Here is a 20,874-nt window from a genome sequence, read left to right as displayed (position 1 = left end):
CTAAAACTAAACTTAGGTAGAGGCTGTTATTTTAAACTATGATTTAATTCAACAATATCAGCCAACCTTATATTCTCTCCATACAATTGTTGCAATATAAAAAGTTGCTGCTCTGCTTCAGCCATTTTCTGGTTGTAAACCAATAACTGGGCATATTTTTTCAGGTTATAAGGTGTTGCCTTGTTCTTAACCATATCACTCCACTGCATTAAATCCTGATCTGACATAGACACGGTTGGTTTTAGTGCAATCCAAACCAGACGTTGCTGGAATTGGCTAAGTAATAAAATACGTGAACTCCCCATAATTTCTGCTCTAGGTTGCTGTCCCTTGAATAGCAATTGGCTGTTTTCCTGATAAACTTTATAGTCCCTCCAGATCATGAATAGCAAAACCAGCGAAATCACCCAGCAACCACGAATCACATTTTTATGAAGCGTGATCCCTTTTAGGTTAGGCGTTTGGGCCTGAATCAATCCCAACAGAAAGCCCATGGGTAATAGGAAATAGGCATAACGCTGTGGAAATTCAAGCATTGCATGGATCAGGATAGCACTCACCATCAGCATCGCGATAATTGAAGTGGTGTCTTTGGTATTTTTATTGAGCCACAACAACCATACAGCCATATACACAATAATCAAAAATCCTAAAGGAATGCCATTCCAGACGAGAATATCCAGTAACACATTGTGCCCACTGGTGACCCATTCATGTGACGGATGCAGGGGGAAAACCGTCATCTGCGCAACACTGGTTTGATTCCAGCCATAACCAAACCACGGCTGTTCTTTTAATGCCAAAAGCATTTGAGTCCAGATTTCGAAACGCAGATAGCCCGAACTTGCTCGCTCTACAATGCTATCAGCCTCAATGACCGCCGTTCCTGTAGAACTTTCAATTGCATGGGTAAAGGCAGGCACCCCCCACGCTGCAATGACGAAAAAAGTGCAACACCATAACGATAATTTTAAAATATTCAAACGTGGAGTTTGCTTAAACTGTTTGTAAATCCAATAGATGAAAATAAATAAACACACTACCCATGAAGTTCTAGACTGGCTCAATGCGATAGCAAACAGGATGACTAAACTTGCAGAAGCAAGCAACCATACAGAAGCTTTATGTTTTTCATATAAATATAAAGCGCCCATTAACCCCATCACTAAAAAAGTCGCCATATTGTTAGGCTGACCAAAATTGGCATAGGGACGATTGCCTTTAAGCTGCATAATGCCATATAAACTTGATTCAAGCCCCAACCATTGCACCATCGCCATCAGACTGGTAACACTCGCGATAATAAGTAATAGCCAACAGGTCCTTTGCATCAACTGTTCACGAGCATCTGTTTGTAATGATAGGTTATACCCCATCACTACCATGAACCAGAAACCCAGTAGATATACTGTACTCAATAAGGCAATACTAAAATCAAATACTAAACCAAAGCTCCACTGCAATAATGGAACAATAACAACTGGCAATATATAAAGTTGCAGCTTGGGAATTTGAATATTTCGATTGAGAAAGAGTGTAAGTAATGCTAGTACAGCAGCGAAAGTCGCCAACTCGCTGGAAAATGTCACCCAGGGATAGGTGTGAAATGGCGATAGCCAGGCAAAACTAAGCAGCAGCGCTGCAAGTAATAGACACAAAATTTGCATAGTTAAATATAAAAAAGAGCTTCACTGCATTATACATTGAAGCTCAATAAAACTGGTTTTATAGCTTGGTGTTTCTGTTAATTCCAAGGTCTCAAATCAACAATCTTTACAACTTCACCTTTTTCTTTGTTTATGAGAACGGTCATGTCAACGGCATTGGCTTTTAAAGGAATAAACGCAGTTGCTTGGGGATACTTAGATAATGTCTTTTCCACCGAAGCTTTATCGTTAAACTGGTTTAACGCATCCAAATTTTGTGCATGTTGTTGAATCTGTTTTTTTACTTTATCCAACGGTACATAACGTTCTGGTTTTTGTGCTAACGAAATCCCACTCATCACCTCTGTAAACATATCATCATTACGAGTTTTAGAATCTTTAGCAAACTCCACCCCTACATACTGAGGTTGAAACCATGAAGGATGCTGATATGGGGGTAATGCTTTTTGAATACCATCCTCAAGCATTTCATTTTTGCGAATCAATTCAAATCCATTTACATAATAAGCAATCCATACTGGTCTCCCCTGTTCAATACTGTATATGCCATAAACTAATGCGCACAGCTGCAAGGTGATAATAATACTCAAATCCATTTTTAAGGTCTTTTTGCCTTCTTTATAGACAATAAATCCAAGCACAGGTCCAATAATGACATCAATCGCTAGTAACATTAAAAAAATATGCGTCACCCCGACGGCAGTGGCTAGCGGTGAGGGATACCAGACAAAAAAGACAAGCAGCATTACAGCTAATGCAATAATGCAAGAGATAGCGAAATGACTAAGAAAAAATTTGAGGCGTTTGGACATACTTTATCTCTAAAATACACTATTTAGTCGCGATCATAACACAAACTTATTTTTACAAATTCACTTCCAATTACTCTTATCTATAAGAAAAGTTAAATTTCTGTTATCTTGTCAGTTTTACATTTTTAGCCTCTACAATGCAAAATAAACTAACAGCAACAGACTATATTGAGCTCTTTTTACTAGTAAGTTTACCTATTTTTTCATTTATTGCTTTTTCAAGCTTAAGTGCTTATTGGGTACAGGCACCTTATGATGCTTGGCGAATCTATGAGATTTTTATCTTACTTAGCTTTAGTGCATTTTTAATTTTTTCTAAAAATAATGTCCTTGACTTGTTTAACAGCAAGACCAGTTTTTGGCTAAAAAATACTTTATTTATTATTGTTATACTTATAGCAGTGAGTTGTTATTTTGCTCAATATTCACAGCGGGCACTTGCAGATACTACATTTTATTTTTTATTAGCCGTGACTGTATATGCTCAAGCAATTATATTAAAAAAGCATCCTGATTGGGCAGCACAAATCGCGGCATGGTTAGCTGTACTTCCTATGCTGAGCTTGATTTTTTTGCCTATTGCTTTATTTGATATATGGCATGGTCGCCCTGGCACATGGACACAGTCTTTTACTAATATCCGTATGTTAGACGATGCTCTATTACCATGTTTGTTATTACTGTGGGCACGCCCGGCATGGTTAGCTGTTTGTCCAGAACAAAATAAGTGGAAATCTTGGACTATCCATAGTCTTGTTTTTATTGTTTCAACGATTTATTTATTGTCTTTTCTATTTCATGGCGCAAGGGCTGCATTATTTGCTTTAAGTATTGGGCTTGCTTTTATTATAATATTTCGCTGTGTTTCATGGAAAAAATTGATTTTACCATTTGGCACAATAATCGCTGCTAGTACCATTTTTTTCTTGTTTAAAAAATATCAAATAGCAAGCGGCTCAAAGTTGATACGCTCTGGAACATCTGGGCGGACAGAATTATGGGAAAAAGCTATCAAGCTTTGGTCAGAACAACCCATTTGGGGGATTGGTGGTAATCATTTCTCCCTTTATCCACCAGATTATATCTCCGCACATCCACATAATATCTTGATTCAATGGTTCAGCGAATGGGGACTAGCAGGTGTTTTAGTTTTTCTATTACTTTGTCCTCTGGTTTATACTGTATTTAAATATAGATGCAATATATCGCCATTTATTTTGGCGGCGGTCGTTGCGCTTGCGGTTAATGCTCTGTTTTCAGGTGTTTTGGTTTATCCTGTAAGTCAAATTTTGGCATTATTCCCTTTGGCTTGGGCGATGGCACAGCTACCTACAGCACAAACGACTTATCACTATAAAACAATCAGCCCATCGATTAAAATACTTATTGTTGTCATCAGTATTGCCTTGCTCAGTGTGCACTATAAAGATTTGTTCTGTAAGGACTGTATGAGTGCAGACTGGCATGGCGCACCTCGCTTTTGGGATGCTGGGCGCGCCTCGCACCTTATTCCTTATGACATCGAGAAAATGGGCAAAGCACCTACAGAATACTAAGACAATATTGTGATAGGATTGGCATTTTTTGTCATTTTTTATCTTTTTTTGCAGGAAAAAATCCCACTACAGCCATAAGTATATGTTTAATAATAAATTATATTTGGCATAAATTTTGCTTAAACATTTATTATGACAAAATAGTATGGAGTTTGCCATGCAAAAAGGTTTTACCCTTATTGAATTGATGATTGTTGTAGCAATCATCGGTATTTTGGCTGCGATTGCACTTCCTGCTTATCAAGATTATGTTTTAAAAAGTCGTATTACGGCAGCTTTTCATGAAATTTCTTCGGGAAAATCTTCTTATGAGATTTTTGTCAATCATCAATATTCAACTATCCTCTCTCCTGCGGACATTAGCTTAAACAATGAAACATCGATTTGCTCTATAAGTGCAAATAATCCTGACAATACAGGTACGGCAGCCAAAGCCATTGTATGTACTTTAAAGAATACGGTCGGACTCAGTACAGGGGCGGAGATTTATATCAGCCGCTCTAGTGATGGAGTTTATAACTGTGGTACGACAGGTATTGCTGCTAAATACCGACCAAATGGCTGTTCTTGATTTTATCTTCTATTTGAAAAATATAAATAAAAAACGCATCTATGAAAGATGCGTTTTTTAGTACTAAACTCAGCTATTATGAGCAAGAACCTGGTTTATATTTAGCAGCTAATGTACTTGAACAAGACCATACACCTTCAGTAGAACGATTTAAAACAATATTAGATGTATTCACTTTCGGAGAACCCTTAAGGGCACATGTAATACTACCTGAACCGTCGGCATTTGAAGCAACCGAAACTGTACAACGATCACTTGAAGCCAAACCGATTGCAGCTGCACTTGTACCGATAGTAGCTTGTTTCCCTTCATTCATTAACACTTCAAATTGTGTTTTACCCGGAGAAATTTCAGCTAAACCAGCAGCAGCTTGTGATTTTGCAATATAATCCTGATATGCAGGAATCGCAATTGCAGCCAAAATACCAATGATCGCTACAACGATCATGAGTTCGATGAGTGTAAAACCCTTTTGCATTGATTTCATAACATTTCTCCAATGTATAAATTTTTATAAGCCTTTCGAGCTACTTTGTATTTAGCATGTTCTATGCCAATCCTTAGCTTAGCCAATTTTAACTCAAAAAAACAGAGACTTAAACAATTTTTTGATTGCTCACATATAAAGCAATAATGACACACAAGGAAATAAATTGACAAAAAATGTCATCTTTCGCTTTTTATCTTTCAAGCTTAAGAATGCTAATCTTGATTATTTTCGAATTGTTGTAAAAATGAGCGAAACAAATCACATAAAAAAGCTTAAAAAAGTCCAAAATTTTTATTAGCCGTTTATCGGAATAGAGAATGTAAAATCTCATACATGCCCAAATAACAAGGGTTAACCTATACTAACATTAAAAACGATCAGTTAAGTTACTGACCATAGCATCTTATTTTTCTGATCAACCACCAATGGATGAGTATCTATTGCCCTGACTTTTTGTCTCAATTTAAGTTTGACATCAGCAGGATTGATTGCTCGGGGAAACAGTCTCGAAGTATGTATAGGCTGCTCTAAATGCAATACAACTCGAATTCTTTTCTTTTTAAGTGCCTTTTTCGCAAAATCCCGTTCAATTTGCTCATTGGCATTGACTTGAGCAGCAACCAACCCTGCCAATGTATCTCGGACTTTTAAAGCAATCTCATCGGCTAAATCAATCGTTTTAGTACGTGTATGTTGCCGATAGTCCTTGATTTCAATCAACCAAAAGTTTTGCTGTTCTAAATACAGCAAATCAACCGCTTTTGTACCACCACATACCGCATTGAACTGATTGCGATAAAATGACCATTCATCATACTTGGTCGCATTCGGTTCAGTAAAAGAAAAGGTGAGCTGCCCCTCTATAATTTTATTTTTCATCGACTAGCCTACTTGCATAAAACGATCAGATTGAGTGAGTTCCTCATCTAATAATGTCAGTGTTTGCAAGGCATCTATGCTTTCACCTTGTTCAAGATAAACACCTTGATCAGTGGGACGTAAAGCAAAATATTTTTTAGGAATCGGGGCAAATTGCTTTTCTATGCTCAAAATTTCAATTTCCCTTAATAAAAATAAAGAATGAGTTGCCATAAATATCTGAATGCCGTTTTGACATAAATGTAGTAAAACCTTGGCAATCAATTTAATTAATTTGGGGTTTAAATTGGTTTCAGGTTCATCCCAAAATAAATAGCCCTGTTCAAGTAAAGTGCCTGTACTGATGAGACGTGCTAACATTGCCAGTTTACGTAGTCCTTCTGCAATTAAGGGCATTTCCAAATTTCCCTCACCCACAATACTTAGATAGAATCGTCCGCTTTTACTGTCTACAAATACCTTGCCACCCATGGCCTCTTCAAGTGGCTTTAATAACTCAGCAATGCGTTTTTCTCTTGCTCCTTTAACCGTAGGCGCATTTAGTAATGAACAGGTATCTCGCCATGTTTCTTCAAATTCAACATAGGTATGCTCATATAGGGAAATGAACCAAGGGCATAAAGTAAGCAACTCACGTGTAGGAATAAAGACAGGGGGCTTTACTAACCATTGCTCAGGTGCTTTCTCCATCTGTACTTCAGATTTACTGCGTGTTGAAAATACAAAACTTGTATCCAGGCTTTTATTATCAAAATTAAAGCTCAGTTCGCAACGCTCTGCGCCTTGTTTACGTCGAGCCAATCGCCCTAAAGTTTCAGGACGTAATACTGTCAATAATTTATCGGCATAACTTTTTTGCAAAAATACCTGTGTTGGACGTTCATTTAAATGCTGTTTGCTTTGGTAACCTGTTGCAAGTACTGCATACATACTTTTAAGTAAATGCGACTTTCCACAACCATTTTCCCCAATAATAATATTCAAACCCCGTGCAAAATCAAAGTTTGCCTCAGGAAATACCGTTAAATTTCTGACTGTTAGGTGCTTTAACATGCTCAACCTACTCAAATATAGGGGGATAGTGGATTTTTCTATACTTTAACATAAGCATTTAATTTAAAATAATAGGTTCATTCGGCAGTTCATTTTGATCATGTAAATCTGTTTCTACATAGTATTGATCCAGTACTAGACCAATTTCATTCACCCCCTCAGTCACAGCTCGCACATATTCTTTTTGAGCCAAGGTAACAACGATATTTTGGCAAATTTTATTCCACGTCTCAGTTTGTGTGGCATTTTTTAAACCGCGGTCAATCACAATCTCAACTTTGCGCTCACAAAGGTTTAAGTAAAGCAAAACTCCACTATTCAATTCAGTATCCCATACCCCTAATTCGGCAAATAGCTGCTGAGCACGTAATCTGGTATTTTGATGATAAGCCTGTGAACAAGGAATATGCCCCTCTATCACTACCTGAATTTCACCGACATGACCTTTTTCAGCCTGTTGCACAGCGTTGGCGATCTGCATTCTATCTTGCTTATTGAAATAACGATGCGTGGAAGATATATAAAGGAAGTGTTTAAACCAGCGTTTTAAACTTGGTTGAACATGCTCATCCAGTTTAGGCTGGGTAATAATCTGTGTTGTATCTGTTTTTGTTACCATGAGCCCGATGCTCCTCCCCCGCCAAAACTGCCGCCACCGCCACTATAACCACCGCCGCTGCCACCGCCAAAGCCTCCACCTCTGCCCCCTCGTCCACCACCTGACAAAAAGGCTTGAAAAATAAGCTGTGCCAATGAAGTAATCAATAGAAAGAAAATTCCCACACCAAGCAATAGACTCATCATCAGACCAGCACCATTAACCAGTCCCGCAACCGTTGCTGCGACAGCCGCAGTAGATGCACTTAATCGTTTACCCACAATGAACGATCCTATGACACCCGCAATTAAAATAAATAGCGCCATCGTAAGCGTATTATCTTTGGCTTGTTGTGCTTGAATTGCCTGCTCATGTCGCTCTTTGAGCTCTTGAGCAGATTGCTGAGCGATCTCTGGATCAAGATTAACGATACGGCTAATTTCATCCAACCCAGCTGAAATTCCTTGAGCATACTGACCTTGTTTAAAATAAGGTGTAATTTGATCACGAATAATACGGCTGAGTACTACATCAGGTAATACACCCTCCAAGCCATAACCTGTCAATATCTGGATTTTACGATCGTTGATCGCAATCGCCATTAACAAACCATTATCACGTTTAGCAGAACCTAATTGCCATTTTTCACCTGTCCTTAAAGCAAAATCGAAAATCGCTTCCTGACCTGTGGTGGGTACAATAATGACACCAATTTGAGCTTTACCCTGTTGATAAAGCGTTAGAATTTTTTGATTGAGTTGCTGTATTTCAGCCTCGTTCAATATCTTAGCTTGATCAATCACAGGTTGGTTTAAAGTGGGTAAACCACGTATAGATTCCCCATCCGCCATATCATTGGCAACTGTAGCTAGTACGGGAGGCTGTTCTGTGGTTGTCGATGACTTATTTTGTTGCTGCTGTTGCTGAATAATTTTTCCAGCAACCACTAGATCACCTTGATCTGTCGCAGTGGCGGTCTCAGCCCAGGTTGTATATTGAAAACAAAGCATTGCAAAAATGATGGTTAAAACATATTTTAATTTTTGCTTTAACTTGATCAACATACGCCCCTCCTAAGCCGAAAACAATTTCAATGATTAATTAAATGAAACTGTTGGCGCCTGTTGTGCAGATGAGTCTGCCTTAAAGTTTTCCTTGGTTTTCATCCCAATCACTTTTGCTGTCATTGCTTGTGGGAACTGACGCACATATGAATTGTAATCTTGCACTGTCGTAATATAACGGTTACGAGCAACCGCGATTCGATTTTCTGTACCTTCCAATTGTGCTTGTAAATCACGGAATTGTTCATTGGCTTTTAAATCTGGATAATTTTCAGAAACAGCAATCAAACGAGATAATGCACTTGTCAATTGACTTTGTGCTTGTTGATATTTTTCAAATAGCGCTGGGTCTTCTAAAACTTCTTTATCTACTTTTAAACCCGCAACATTCGAACGAGCTTGCGTCACCTCTGTAAGGACTTGCTCTTCATGTTTGGCATAGCCTTTCACTACATTGACAAGATTAGGCACAAGGTCAGCACGGCGTTGATACTGGTTTTGTACTTCAGACCAGGAAGCATTGACCGCCTCATCTTTCACCTGCAAGGTGTTATAGCCACAGCCTGTGAACAATAAGGTGCTTGCCAATACAGTTGCGAGCGCAGTTTGTTTGATCACTTTCATAAAAATTTATCCTCAGGTTTTTGTTTATATTTTTCAATAATTCATTGTAATGTGATTTTTTGTTCGCTGTGTAACATTTATTTGTTGGAATCTTTATATCATTGCATAGAATCATCGGAGAACTGTAACCGTCGTACGGTAATCCCCAATGCCTTGAGGCGATTTAAATAATTTTCTCTGAATTTACATTTACAAGAGCCATTTTTATTGCCTACACAATTTCCTGATTGGTTTTCGATTATCATGCTGAAAAATGATCAGGGACAAGGCGAAAAAGCTTATAAGGTTTGCCAAAACTACCAAAAAGATAAAGCCTGCATAAGCAGGCTTTATCGCAATCAAACCAAAAAGATGAATTAGACACCTAAGTAATCTAAAATACCTTCTGCTGCTTGGCGACCTTCCCAGATAGCAGTTACCACAAGATCAGAACCACGCACCATATCTCCACCTGCGAAGATTTTTGGATTAGAGGTCTGGAATTTAAATTCTTGCTGTTCTGCCGCAATCACACGACCTGAACCATCTAAACTTACATTGGCTGAACCAAACCAGTCCGCTGGACTTGGACGGAAACCGAAAGCAAGCAATACTGCATCAGCTGGTAAAACCTCTTCAGAACCAGGAATTGGCTCAGGGCTACGACGACCACGGCTATCAGGCTCACCCATTTGTGTAGTCACCACTTTAACACCAGTCACCTTACCATTTTCACCAACAACCTCAATTGGCTGACGGTTGAACAGGAATTTCACGCCCTCTTCATAGGCATTTTTCACTTCGCGCGCAGAACCCGGCATGTTGGTTTCGTCACGACGGTAAGCACAGGTCACGTCATGTGCACCTTGGCGTAATGAAGTACGGTTACAGTCCATCGCAGTATCACCACCACCCAGAACAATCACCTTTTTGCCATCTACACTGATGTATTCACTTGGATCTTTTTCCCAGCCTTGGCAACGATTTACATTCGCAATTAAGAAATCTAATGCATCGTAAACACCATCAAGATCTTCACCAGGGAAACCACCTTTCATGTAGGTATAAGTTCCCATCCCCATAAATACGGCATCGTATTCAGCAAGGAGTTGTTCAATCGTGACATCAACACCAATTTCAGTATTTAAGCGGAATTCGATACCCATCCCCGTGAAGATTTCACGACGACGTTTCATTACGTCTTTTTCCATTTTAAATTCTGGAATACCAAATGTAAGTAAACCACCAATTTCAGGGCGTTTATCGAATACCACTGGTTTCACACCGCCACGGGCAAGAATATCAGCACAGCCTAAACCTGCTGGACCCGCACCAATGATGGCAACTTTTTTATTGGTCCATTTAACGCCAGACATATCTGGGCGCCAGCCTAAAGCGAACGCTGTATCATTGATATATTTTTCAGCATTACCAATCGTTACTGCACCAAAGCCGTCATTTAAAGTACAAGCACCTTCACACAAACGGTCTTGTGGACATACACGACCACAAACTTCTGGCAAGGTATTGGTTTGATGACAAAGTTCAGCCGCTTGGAAAATTTGACCTTCTGCAATCAGCTTTAACCAGTTTGGAATGTAGTTATGTACTGGGCATTTCCATTCACAATACGGGTTACCACACCCTAAACAGCGGTGAGCCTGGTTTGCAGCCACTTCCGCTGTAAAAGGTTTATAAATTTCCACAAACTCTGCTTTGCGGACAGTAATATCTTTTTTCTCTGGATCTTGACGTGGTACATCCAGAAATTGAAAGTCATTATTGAGGCGTTCTGCCATGTCTCTCTCCGTGGGTAGGCGCAGCGATGTCTCTCATCTCTGCACCTGCCTATGTCTTTGCAGTCGTGGAATTATTGTGGATCAGCTTGGGTTGTTTTCAAAAGCGTTTGCAAATTAGCAGCTTTTGGTTTTACAAGCCAGAACTTACGACTATAGAAGTCGAACTCATTACGGATTTTATATGCCCAAGCACTACCTGTTTCTTTGATATGTTCATCAAGGATACGCAGTAGATTTTCTTTGTGATCTTCCATCGACTCGGTAGAGATACGATTGAGGTCAATCAGCTCATGGTTGTAGTAGTCTACAAAATCATTATCAAGGTCAAGTACATAAGCGAAACCGCCTGTCATACCCGCACCGAAGTTATGACCAACTTTACCTAAGACAGTTACCACACCACCTGTCATATATTCACAGCAGTGATCGCCAGCACCTTCAATTACCGCAAAAGCACCTGAGTTACGAACAGCGAAACGCTCACCCGCAGTACCCGCAGCAAATAACTTACCGCCAGTCGCACCATACAAACAAGTGTTACCGATGATTGCAGTATTTTGCGTTTGGAATGGCGAACCTTTTGGTGGGAAGATCGACACACGACCACCCGCCATGCCTTTACCCACGTAATCGTTTGCATCACCTTCAAGTTTGATATGCAGACCACCAGCGTTCCAAACACCAAGTGACTGACCCGCTGTACCAACAAGATTCATCACCACTGGGCTGTTTTCCATACCCAAGTTGCCGTAACGACGAGCAATTTCACCTGAAATACGTGCACCAATCGAACGGTCACAGTTACCCACAGTGAAATTAAATGAACCGCCTGTACCTGCTTCAATAGCTGGTAGCATTTCAGCAACCATTTTCTCAGCCAATACACCTTTATCAAATGGCGCATTACCTTGAACTTGGCAATACTGAGCTTTACCTTCAGCAGATGGATGTGAAGTCAATAAAGCACTAAGATCAAGATGCGCATGCTTTTCAGTTTCTCCTGGTAAAACTTCAAGCAAATCAACGCGACCAATCAAATCTTTGAGTGATGCCACACCTAGAGCAGCCAACCATTCACGTGTTTCTTCAGCAATAAACTTGAAGAAGTTAATCAACATTTCTGGTTCGCCAATATAGTGTTCTTGACGTAAATGATCTTGCTGAGTTGCAACACCAGTTGCACAGTTATTCAAGTGGCAAATACGAAGATATTTACAACCTAAGGCGATCATTGGTGTAGAACCGAAACCAAAGCTTTCCGCACCTAAAATAGCTGCCTTAATCACGTCTAAACCAGTTTTCAGACCACCATCAGTTTGTACACGAACCTTACCACGCAAATCATTTACACGAAGTGCTTGATGCGCTTCACTTAAACCTAATTCCCATGGTGAACCCGCATGGTGAATCGATGAAAGTGGTGATGCTGCTGTACCACCGTCATAACCAGAAATGGTAATGAAGTCAGCATAAGCTTTTGCCACACCTGCCGCAATTGTTCCTACACCTGGTTCAGATACTAGTTTTACTGAAACCATTGCTTGAGGATTGACTTGCTTCAAGTCAAAGATCAACTGAGACAAATCTTCAATTGAGTAAATGTCATGATGTGGCGGTGGTGAAATCAAAGTCACACCTGGCACCGAGTAACGTAAACGTGCAATTAAGCCATTCACTTTACCACCTGGTAACTGACCACCCTCACCTGGTTTTGCACCTTGTGCCACTTTAATCTGCAAAACTTCAGCAGAAGTTAAGTACGCTGGTGTTACACCAAAACGACCCGATGCAATCTGCTTGATTTTTGAGTTACGAATCGTGCCGTAACGTGCAGGATCTTCACCGCCCTCACCAGAGTTCGAACGACCACCAATCGTATTCATCGCAATTGCAATTGCTTCATGTGCTTCTGGAGATAATGCACCCAAAGACATGCCCGCAGAGTCAAAACGAGGTAGAATCTCTTCAATCGTTTCAACTTGATCAATCGCAATCGAATCGGTTGTTTTTAACTTGAATAAGTCACGAATCGTAGCAACTGGACGGTTGTTTACTAGCTCAGCGTATTCTTTAAAGTCTTGATATTGACCTGAACGAACCGCCTTATGCAATGAGTTAATCACATCAGGGTTGAACGCATGATACTCTTTACCGAATACGAATTTGAGCAAACCACCCTGATCAATTGGTTTACGATTTGACCAAGCTGTGCTTGCCAATTTTTTCTGGTCATTTTCCAGGTCAGCAAAAGTAGCCCCTTGGATACGGCTTGGCACGCCAAGGAAACATTTATCAACCACTTCAGATGACAAACCGACCGCTTCGAACAACTGACCACCACGATAAGAGGCAACTGTTGAGATCCCCATTTTAGAAAGTACTTTCAATAAGCCTTTCTCAATGCCTTTACGGAAATTCGCTTGTGCATGGATTGGGTCACCCAATAACTCACCTTTGGCAACTAGGTCATTGATCACATCGTATGCCAAGTAGGGATAAACTGCTGTCGCACCAAAGCCAAGTAATACTGCAAATTGGTGCGGATCACGGGCAAAACCTGTTTCAACCAAAATGTTCGCATCAGTACGCAAACCCGTTTTGATTAAGTGATGATGTACCGCACCTGTTGCCAATGCAGAGTTTGCAGGCAAGAAACCTTCACGGAAGTTCTTATCTGTTAATACAATCAGCGTTTTGCCATCACGAACCGCTTGCGCAGTTTCTTCACAAATACGGGCAATCGCTGCTTGTAAGCCTTCAGCTTCAGCATAGTTCAGGTCAATATCAACAACGCCATAGCCTTCGCGCTCTTTTTCAACATCGCGAAGCTGCTGCATTTTTGAATTAGACAATACAGGACTGGAAATAATGATGCGGTCGGCATGCTCTGGACCTTGCTCGAACACGTTCTGTTCACGACCTAAACAAGTTTCCAATGACATCACAATCGATTCACGTAATGGATCGATTGGCGGGTTGGTGACCTGAGCAAACTGCTGACGGAAATAGTCAGAAACATGGCGCACTTGACGAGACAATACTGCCATTGGGGTATCATCACCCATTGAGCCGACAGCTTCCTGACCGCTTTCTGCGATAGGACGTAACAGTTGATCGCGCTCTTCAAATGTTACCATAAACATTTTTTGTGCTGCTTTTAACTTATCCCCTGTAAGGCCTTGATCCAAAAGTTGTTCTTCAAGCTGGGGATTGGCCTGTAAGCGAATCGCATGATCACGCAACCATTCACGGTATGGACGCATGTTCTTAAGATGATTGCTGACATCTTTGGTATCTAGCACTTTGCCAGTCAATGTATCAACCACTAGGATTTGACCAGGACCAACACGACCTTTAGACACCACATCTTCTGGCTCATAACCCCACACGCCGATTTCAGATGCCAAAGTGATGTAGTCATTTTTAGTGATGACCCAACGCGCTGGACGCAAGCCATTACGGTCTAGCATACAGATCGCATGACGACCATCTTGAATCACCAAACCTGCTGGACCATCCCAAGCTTCCATGTGCTTAGAGTTGAATTCATAGAATGCACGTAGATCAGCATCTAAAGTTTCAACATTCTGCCATGCTGGTGGAACCAACATACGTAGCGCACGGAATAAGTCCATTCCGCCACCCACAAGAATTTCAAGCATATTGTCTAGGCTTGATGAATCCGAACCAGTACGGTTTACGATCGGATTAAGCTCAGTTAAACCTGGCAATAATGGGTTTTCAAATTTAGGCGTACGTGCCAAAGCCCAGTTACGGTTTGCTGTAATGGTATTAATTTCACCATTATGGGCAAGGTAACGGAATGGTTGTGCCAATGGCCAGCGTGGCAAAGTATTGGTCGAGAAACGCTGATGGAATACCACGATATGTGATTTTAAGCGCTCATCAGCCAAGTCGGTATAGAAGTCAGCAATCGCTGCTGGCATCATCAAGCCTTTATAGCTGATGACTGTGGTCGCCAAAGTGGTGACATAGAACAAAGGATCATTTTGTAATTGTTGTTCAGCACGGCGGCGTGCCAGGAAAAGTTTACGGTTAAACTCAACCTCAGTTAAGCCCATTGGGCAATTCACAAGAATTTGTTCAAATGCAGGCAATGATTGCAGAGCAATCTCACCTAGAGCATCATTATTTGTGGGTACAACACGCCATGCCGCAACCGTTAAACCTTCTGCTGCAATTTCTTTATCTAAAATGTTCTTTGCATTTTGAGCTAAAGCAGGGTCAATATTCAGAAATACTGTACCCGCAGCAAAAATCTCAGTTAGATTACTGCCTAGCTTCTGAGCTTCTTCACGGAAAAATTGTTTTGGCATTGCTAATAACAATCCGCACCCATCTCCCGTTTTACCATCTGCGGCAATACCACCACGGTGCGTCATGCAACTTAAACTGTGAATCGCGGTTTCGACCAGATGATGGCTTGATTCACCCTTCATATGGGCAATCAGACCAAAACCACAGTTATCCTTAAACTCATCAGGCTGATATAGACCTTGAGCGGGAGCTACAGTATTAGGCGATGGCATGTGCATAGCGTACCCTTCTTTCAACATGGCTCTTTCGAGCAACAAACAATCAATTCATTTTCTGCGATATTGTCGATTAACTCATTTAAAGTTCAATGCTTCGCAAAAAAACATTTTCACTGGCGGATTTGCAAATATACGTCTTTCTTATGCAAGAATCAGCGTATTTCACTATATAAAGTGTTTTCAGTTATTACACTTTAACAAATACTTGTAAAGTATAAAAAACTTTCTATTTCACTCAATTAATGAATCTTTTCGCACAAAAAAGGGTAATGAGTAGACAAATTAGCATCATAAGAAAGCAAAAAATATGCCAAAAAAATAAAAATTTACTAAATCATTAAAAAAATTAAAATAACTTTAAATTATAGAAACTAAGCCCTAAACACCAAGAAATGAAATTGCACCAAAAAAAATCACAGTGCCATAAAAAGAATCAATATTGTTTCATATTGGTGCAAAATTAGTTGAATGGATCACTGACCTCTCTTCTCTCGGAATCTGAATTTTCTTTTAATTTTTCAGAACTGGAAATAGGTTGAGCTGCAGACTGACTCTGTTTTACATTTACAACATTCCCCTGCGCATCACGTTGTATCACTGTCGTTTTCACGGTTGTCGTTGGGTCGCTTAATGTCCGCTCCCCCCCAGCCAACACTGTTTTTTGTAATGTGTTGGCACCAATCAGCAGAGTTTCATCAACTTTTGGAAGGGCTACTGGTTTTAATTGAATTGCATATAATTGGTTTGCAGCAGATTTTAACTCATCAGAACCCAAATCATTTACAAAATCGGCGTAGGCCGATAACTGCTGTGCTTTGGGTTGAATGGATTCGGGTAAAACCAGATTCAACTGTGAAAACTGGCGGTTTGCTTCTTCTGAATTTGAGAAGACCCCATAAGCCAAAACATACTGCTCAGCCTGATCCTGACCACTTAAACGGAAATAGATAAACTTTTTCCGATCAGCACGGTTTAACAGGAAGTTTTTCACAATCGCCTCATCTGAACTACGGAAAATTTCCATGGTCCATTGACGCTGATTTTCCTTGATAAACTTTGTGCCACGAAATTCAGGCGCATGCTCATTAGACACCACCACCCGTGTGGTTAAGTCCAATGGTTTTACCTCATCAGAAAAGGCTCCCAAATGGGCGGTCGCAGCAACTTTCTCTGGCTGAATCTGCACCTGCGCTTCAGTTTTAGCTGGCTGCTCAACCTCTACCAACGCTTTATTATCTGTAATCGCCCAAAAAACCAATGCGGCAATTAAACAAACCAGCGCAAAAACCAGCCAACTGTACTGTTGAATATTTTGCCAGATTGATCGTGACACAGCCATGCTTTTCCCAAATGTTTAATTATGCAGATTGATTCGCAAGAATGGATTGCTTCATGAGCTCAATATCAAAGTCCTTGGTGATGACAGCCTGCCCCAATTTCTTAAGTAAAACCAGGCGCAACTGACCATTTAAGACTTTTTTATCATGTGACATATAAGCCAGAAACTCATCTAATGGAATTTTCGGACATGATATCGGCAAATTGGCACGTTGAATGATTTTTTTTGTACGCTGCACATCTTCAGCTGAAATCCAGCCCAGGCGATGGGACAAATCTGCCGCCATCACCATACCTGTTGCAACGGCCTCACCATGCAACCAGGTTCCATAGCCTAGATAGGACTCAATCGCATGACCAAAGGTATGACCCAGATTTAATAGTGCCCGCTCACCCTGTTCTTTTTCATCATTGGCGACAATCCTGGCTTTATGGGCGCATGAACGATATACCGCCTCCGCCAGCAGGTTGGCATCACGTCCTACCAATGCATCCATGTTCTGCTCCAACCAGACCAGAAAATCCACATCACCCAGCAAGGCATACTTAATCACCTCAGCTAAACCTGCAGACAGTTCACGGTCAGGCAAAGTATCCAATTGGGCCATATCTGCCAATACGACTTGAGGCTGTTGAAAAGCGCCCAACATATTCTTGCCAAGTGGATGATTAATTCCTGTCTTACCGCCTACACTGGAATCCACCTGGGACAATAAGGTGGTCGGTACCTGAACGAAATTTACCCCACGCTGGAAACAGGCCGATGCAAAACCAGCCATATCTCCAATCACACCACCACCCAAAGCCAATACGGTGCAATCTCGGTTAAAGCCAGCTTCAAGCAATCCATCAAAAATCAGGTTTAGATGCTGAATATCTTTATATTGCTCACCATCAGGCAATATACATTGTGCAACCTGTTTATCCAGAGCACTCAATGCGTCCACATAATGCTGCATATATAGAGGCGACACTGTTGTATTTGAAACCAGCATCACTTGTCGACCATGCAGGTAAGGTTTAAGTAATTTTTCAGGATCTAAATGACTGCCAATAAAAATCGGATAACGACGCTCACCTAACTCAACATATAATGTTTGCATATAATTAAACCACTAAAAGAATCACTTGACGGAACGCGATAAAATAATTTGGAGAATCCGTTGTGCTAAATCACGTGCAGCACCCTGATTTGTCTCAATAATATGATGTGCAACTTCACGATATAAAGGATCACGCGCAGTCAATAACTCTCGTAGTTTTTGTTCTGGATTTTCGACTTGTAATAATGGACGGTTTTTATCACGATAGGTTCGCTGTAGCTGAAGTTCTACAGGTGTATAAAGATAGACAACAATACCACGTTGTTTAAGAAACTCTCGATTCGCAGATTGAGTAACCGCTCCACCACCCGTAGCTAAAACCAGTGCGGAGCGAGCCGTTAATTCATTCAAGACATTGGTTTCACGTAGTCGAAATCCAGCTTCCCCTTCTTTCTCAAAAATCCAGGGAATGGTCGCACCAGTTTTCCGCTCAATTTCATGATCACTGTCAAGAAAGTCTCGCCCTAATAACTCGGCTAAATGTCGGCCAACTGTTGTTTTTCCCGCCCCCATTGGCCCCACCAAATAAATATTTGGCAGGGTTTCAAACGCTTTGCTTGGCAACGCGCCACCTATATTCATTGCAACTATTGAAAATATATTAATGATTTCTGGTCAAGGTGTCATTAACAATTCTCGGGGTCACAAAAATAAGTAGTTCACGTTTATTTTCAGTTTTCGAATCACGACGGAATAATTTACCCACATATGGTAAATCCCCAAGGAAAGGTACTTTGGTTTGTTTGTTTACATTTTCTTCTTCAAAAATACCACCCAATACCACCGTTTCTCCATTATCCACCAAAACATTAGTATTGAGCATATTTTTATTTAAGTAGAACTCTCCTTGCTGAGTTACCCCCGCAATACTGTCGTTTTTAATATCGAGTTGCATCTGCACTTTGCCATCAGGGGTAATACTTGGTGTTACATCTAATTTTAATACAATTTCTTTGAACTCAGTTTTAGATACAGCATTTGCGCCACCACCTTCAGCAGACTGGTAAGGAACTTCAACACCAGATTGCACACTTGCTTTTTGCTTATCTGCAGTGAGGACTTTAGGCGTAGAAATCACTTCACCATAACCATCTGCTTGTAATGCAGAGAGTTCCAAATCCAGCATAAAGTCAGACAAGCTAATTAAACCAAAGGCAATACGGCTCGCACCTTGACTAGTGACACCTAAATCCACATTTAAGTTTTGTGGACGTTCAATTTCATATTTATAACCACCTGTTTCGGAATTCTTTTCAGGCTTACGTAAGTTCCATAAGGTAGTATCACTACCACCTACTAGCAAGTCATTATTTCGGGTGATCCCTTGTGACAAGATGCCCCACTTCACCCCCATCTCTTTACTAAAATCGGTACTTGCACGCACAATACGAGCCTCTACCATCACTTGTTTGATGGAGACATCAAGCAAATCGACCATTTTACGAATTTGATCAATTTTCTGCGAAGTATCATTGATAATGACAGTATTGGTACGCGGATCAGTTGATACTGTACCACGTGGACTTAACAGACCATCTACCAAAGTATCATTATTCGCCATACCTGATGAATTGTTGTTATTGCTACTATTTTTACCTTGCGTAATCAGTTTTTCAATATCAGCCGCTTTTGCATAGCTCAAGCGAATATATTCAGTTTGAAGAGGTGCCAATTTAACACTTTGTGCAATCGCTTTGGCTTCTTCTTCTTCTGCCTTAATTAACTCAGAAACAGGTGCAATCCAGATCACATTTCCATTACGACGTTTATCCAAATTTTTAGTTTTCAGTACGATATCTAAAGCTTGGTCCCAAGGTACATCTTTTAAACGCAGAGTAATATTACCTTGTACAGTATCAGCCGCTACCATATTGATACCAGTAAAGTCTGCAAGGAGCTGCAATACACGGCGTACTTCAATATCTTGGAAATCTAAAGAAATCTTATTACCTGTATAGATTTGTGATTTTGCTTTTGCTGGAGATTTATCCTCTGGACGTTTTAAACTAATCGTTAATTTATTTTCTGCTTGGTAAGCCATATACTCATAACTGCCTGCAGACTGAATGGTAATAACACCATTACCTTTATCATTATAAGCATCCACACTGGCAACAGGGGTAGCAAAGTCATTGGTATTTAAACGACGTGCCAAGTGAGCTGGAATTTTATTGCCCATTGTACGCACAACAATTTTACTGCCTTGTTGCTGCACATCAACAGGGGTATTACCTCCCAAAAGGTCAATGACAACCAAGCCCTCGCCATCCTTGCCTCGTTGAAATCCAATATTAGATACGCCTTGTTGAGGCTGACGTGCTACCGCAGGCGTATTCGTTGCCGATGGTCGAACTGAATTAATTTTGAGGACAAAAGTATTCCCTTCTATACGTGTAGTAAAAGCACCCGCATCTTTTAAATTCACAATCACACGGGAACGTTGATCATCCGCAGCAACCTCAATGGAACTTGCCTCGCTGGTTGAAACTGGTATCGAGGTCTGTTTTAAACTTTGTTGTGCCTTATCAAAATCAAGGATCAAACGGGAAGGTTGCTCAAGCTGATAGGCCTGTGGCTGAGGCGGCAAACCATTAAACATGACACGAATTTCTGTACCCTGATCGGCCAAATTCATTGGCACAATATTGGTCATACTCACTTGTGCTGATGCAACCTGCATGATTGCAATAGCAACAGCACCCATAGAAAACTGACGGAATGCATGATTCATGGTCTTCGCTTCCCCAAATAAAGAATCTTTAAACTGTTTTTTCATTGTTATTCC

The 20,874-nt window shown here is 40.6% G+C and carries 16 protein-coding genes; 2 read left to right on the top strand and 14 right to left on the bottom strand.

Annotation, left to right across the window (positions count from 1 at the left end):
- Positions 1 to 26 precede the first annotated feature (26 nt).
- Together F973_RS05550 and tfpZ are read right to left on the bottom strand one after the other, a co-directional pair.
- Positions 27 to 1,667, bottom strand: coding sequence for a PglL family O-oligosaccharyltransferase (locus tag F973_RS05550; RefSeq protein ID WP_004760540.1), 1,641 nt, complete (start codon positions 1,665 to 1,667; stop codon positions 27 to 29).
- 77 nt (positions 1,668 to 1,744) lie between these two features.
- Positions 1,745 to 2,479, bottom strand: coding sequence for a TfpX/TfpZ family type IV pilin accessory protein (gene tfpZ / locus F973_RS05545; protein WP_004760538.1), 735 nt, complete (start codon positions 2,477 to 2,479; stop codon positions 1,745 to 1,747).
- A gap of 137 nt (positions 2,480 to 2,616) precedes the next feature.
- Here tfpZ and F973_RS05540 point away from each other — a divergent pair, with 137 nt between their 5' ends.
- Positions 2,617 to 4,035, top strand: a complete 1,419-nt coding sequence (locus tag F973_RS05540; RefSeq protein WP_004760536.1) for an O-antigen ligase family protein — start codon at positions 2,617 to 2,619, stop codon at positions 4,033 to 4,035.
- A gap of 157 nt (positions 4,036 to 4,192) precedes the next feature.
- The gene (locus F973_RS05535; RefSeq protein ID WP_004760535.1) at positions 4,193 to 4,606 is read left to right on the top strand and encodes a pilin; all 414 of its coding nucleotides are present in this window, start codon (positions 4,193 to 4,195) and stop codon (positions 4,604 to 4,606) included.
- Between the two features lie 76 nt (positions 4,607 to 4,682).
- On the opposite strand, the gene F973_RS05530 is transcribed toward F973_RS05535, so the two are convergent.
- The 12 genes from F973_RS05530 to pilQ form a co-directional block, all read right to left on the bottom strand.
- Positions 4,683 to 5,084, bottom strand: a complete 402-nt coding sequence (locus tag F973_RS05530) for a pilin (protein WP_416201894.1) — start codon at positions 5,082 to 5,084, stop codon at positions 4,683 to 4,685.
- Between the two features lie 393 nt (positions 5,085 to 5,477).
- Positions 5,478 to 5,975 (bottom strand): hypothetical protein, encoded by a 498-nt coding sequence (locus tag F973_RS05525; RefSeq protein ID WP_004760533.1) that lies wholly within the window; start codon positions 5,973 to 5,975, stop codon positions 5,478 to 5,480.
- Positions 5,976 to 5,978: 3 nt separating this feature from the next.
- On the bottom strand, positions 5,979 to 7,028 hold the full coding sequence (locus F973_RS05520) for an AAA family ATPase (protein WP_004678766.1): 1,050 nt from the start codon (positions 7,026 to 7,028) through the stop codon (positions 5,979 to 5,981).
- Between the two features lie 58 nt (positions 7,029 to 7,086).
- Complete coding sequence (locus F973_RS05515; protein ID WP_004760532.1) at positions 7,087 to 7,647, bottom strand: TPM domain-containing protein; 561 nt, start codon at positions 7,645 to 7,647, stop codon at positions 7,087 to 7,089.
- Complete coding sequence (locus F973_RS05510; protein WP_004760531.1) at positions 7,641 to 8,690, bottom strand: TPM domain-containing protein; 1,050 nt, start codon at positions 8,688 to 8,690, stop codon at positions 7,641 to 7,643. The genes F973_RS05515 and F973_RS05510 overlap by 7 nt, the downstream gene beginning before the upstream one ends.
- A gap of 33 nt (positions 8,691 to 8,723) precedes the next feature.
- Complete coding sequence (locus F973_RS05505) at positions 8,724 to 9,314, bottom strand: LemA family protein (RefSeq protein ID WP_004678771.1); 591 nt, start codon at positions 9,312 to 9,314, stop codon at positions 8,724 to 8,726.
- 356 nt (positions 9,315 to 9,670) lie between these two features.
- Entirely contained in the window at positions 9,671 to 11,092 is a 1,422-nt protein-coding gene (locus F973_RS05500) for an FAD-dependent oxidoreductase (protein ID WP_004760530.1), read from the bottom strand.
- Positions 11,093 to 11,163: 71 nt separating this feature from the next.
- Complete coding sequence (gene gltB / locus F973_RS05495; RefSeq protein WP_171062308.1) at positions 11,164 to 15,642, bottom strand: glutamate synthase large subunit; 4,479 nt, start codon at positions 15,640 to 15,642, stop codon at positions 11,164 to 11,166.
- 466 nt (positions 15,643 to 16,108) lie between these two features.
- A complete protein-coding gene (locus F973_RS05490; protein ID WP_004760526.1) occupies positions 16,109 to 16,987 on the bottom strand; it encodes a hypothetical protein in 879 nt (292 codons plus the stop codon).
- Between the two features lie 19 nt (positions 16,988 to 17,006).
- Positions 17,007 to 18,089, bottom strand: a complete 1,083-nt coding sequence (gene aroB / locus F973_RS05485; protein ID WP_004760524.1) for a 3-dehydroquinate synthase — start codon at positions 18,087 to 18,089, stop codon at positions 17,007 to 17,009.
- Between the two features lie 21 nt (positions 18,090 to 18,110).
- Positions 18,111 to 18,671, bottom strand: coding sequence for a shikimate kinase AroK (aroK, locus tag F973_RS05480; protein WP_004678779.1), 561 nt, complete (start codon positions 18,669 to 18,671; stop codon positions 18,111 to 18,113).
- A gap of 19 nt (positions 18,672 to 18,690) precedes the next feature.
- Entirely contained in the window at positions 18,691 to 20,820 is a 2,130-nt protein-coding gene (gene pilQ, locus F973_RS05475) for a type IV pilus secretin PilQ (protein WP_171062319.1), read from the bottom strand.
- Positions 20,821 to 20,874 lie beyond the last annotated feature (54 nt).

The sequence above is a fragment of the Acinetobacter sp. CIP 102129 genome (genome assembly GCF_000368305.1).
Taxonomy (GTDB): Bacteria; Pseudomonadota; Gammaproteobacteria; order Pseudomonadales; family Moraxellaceae; genus Acinetobacter; species Acinetobacter parvus.
The sequence above is the reverse complement of the archived record's forward strand: the minus strand, read 5'-3'. Positions and strand labels throughout refer to the sequence as shown.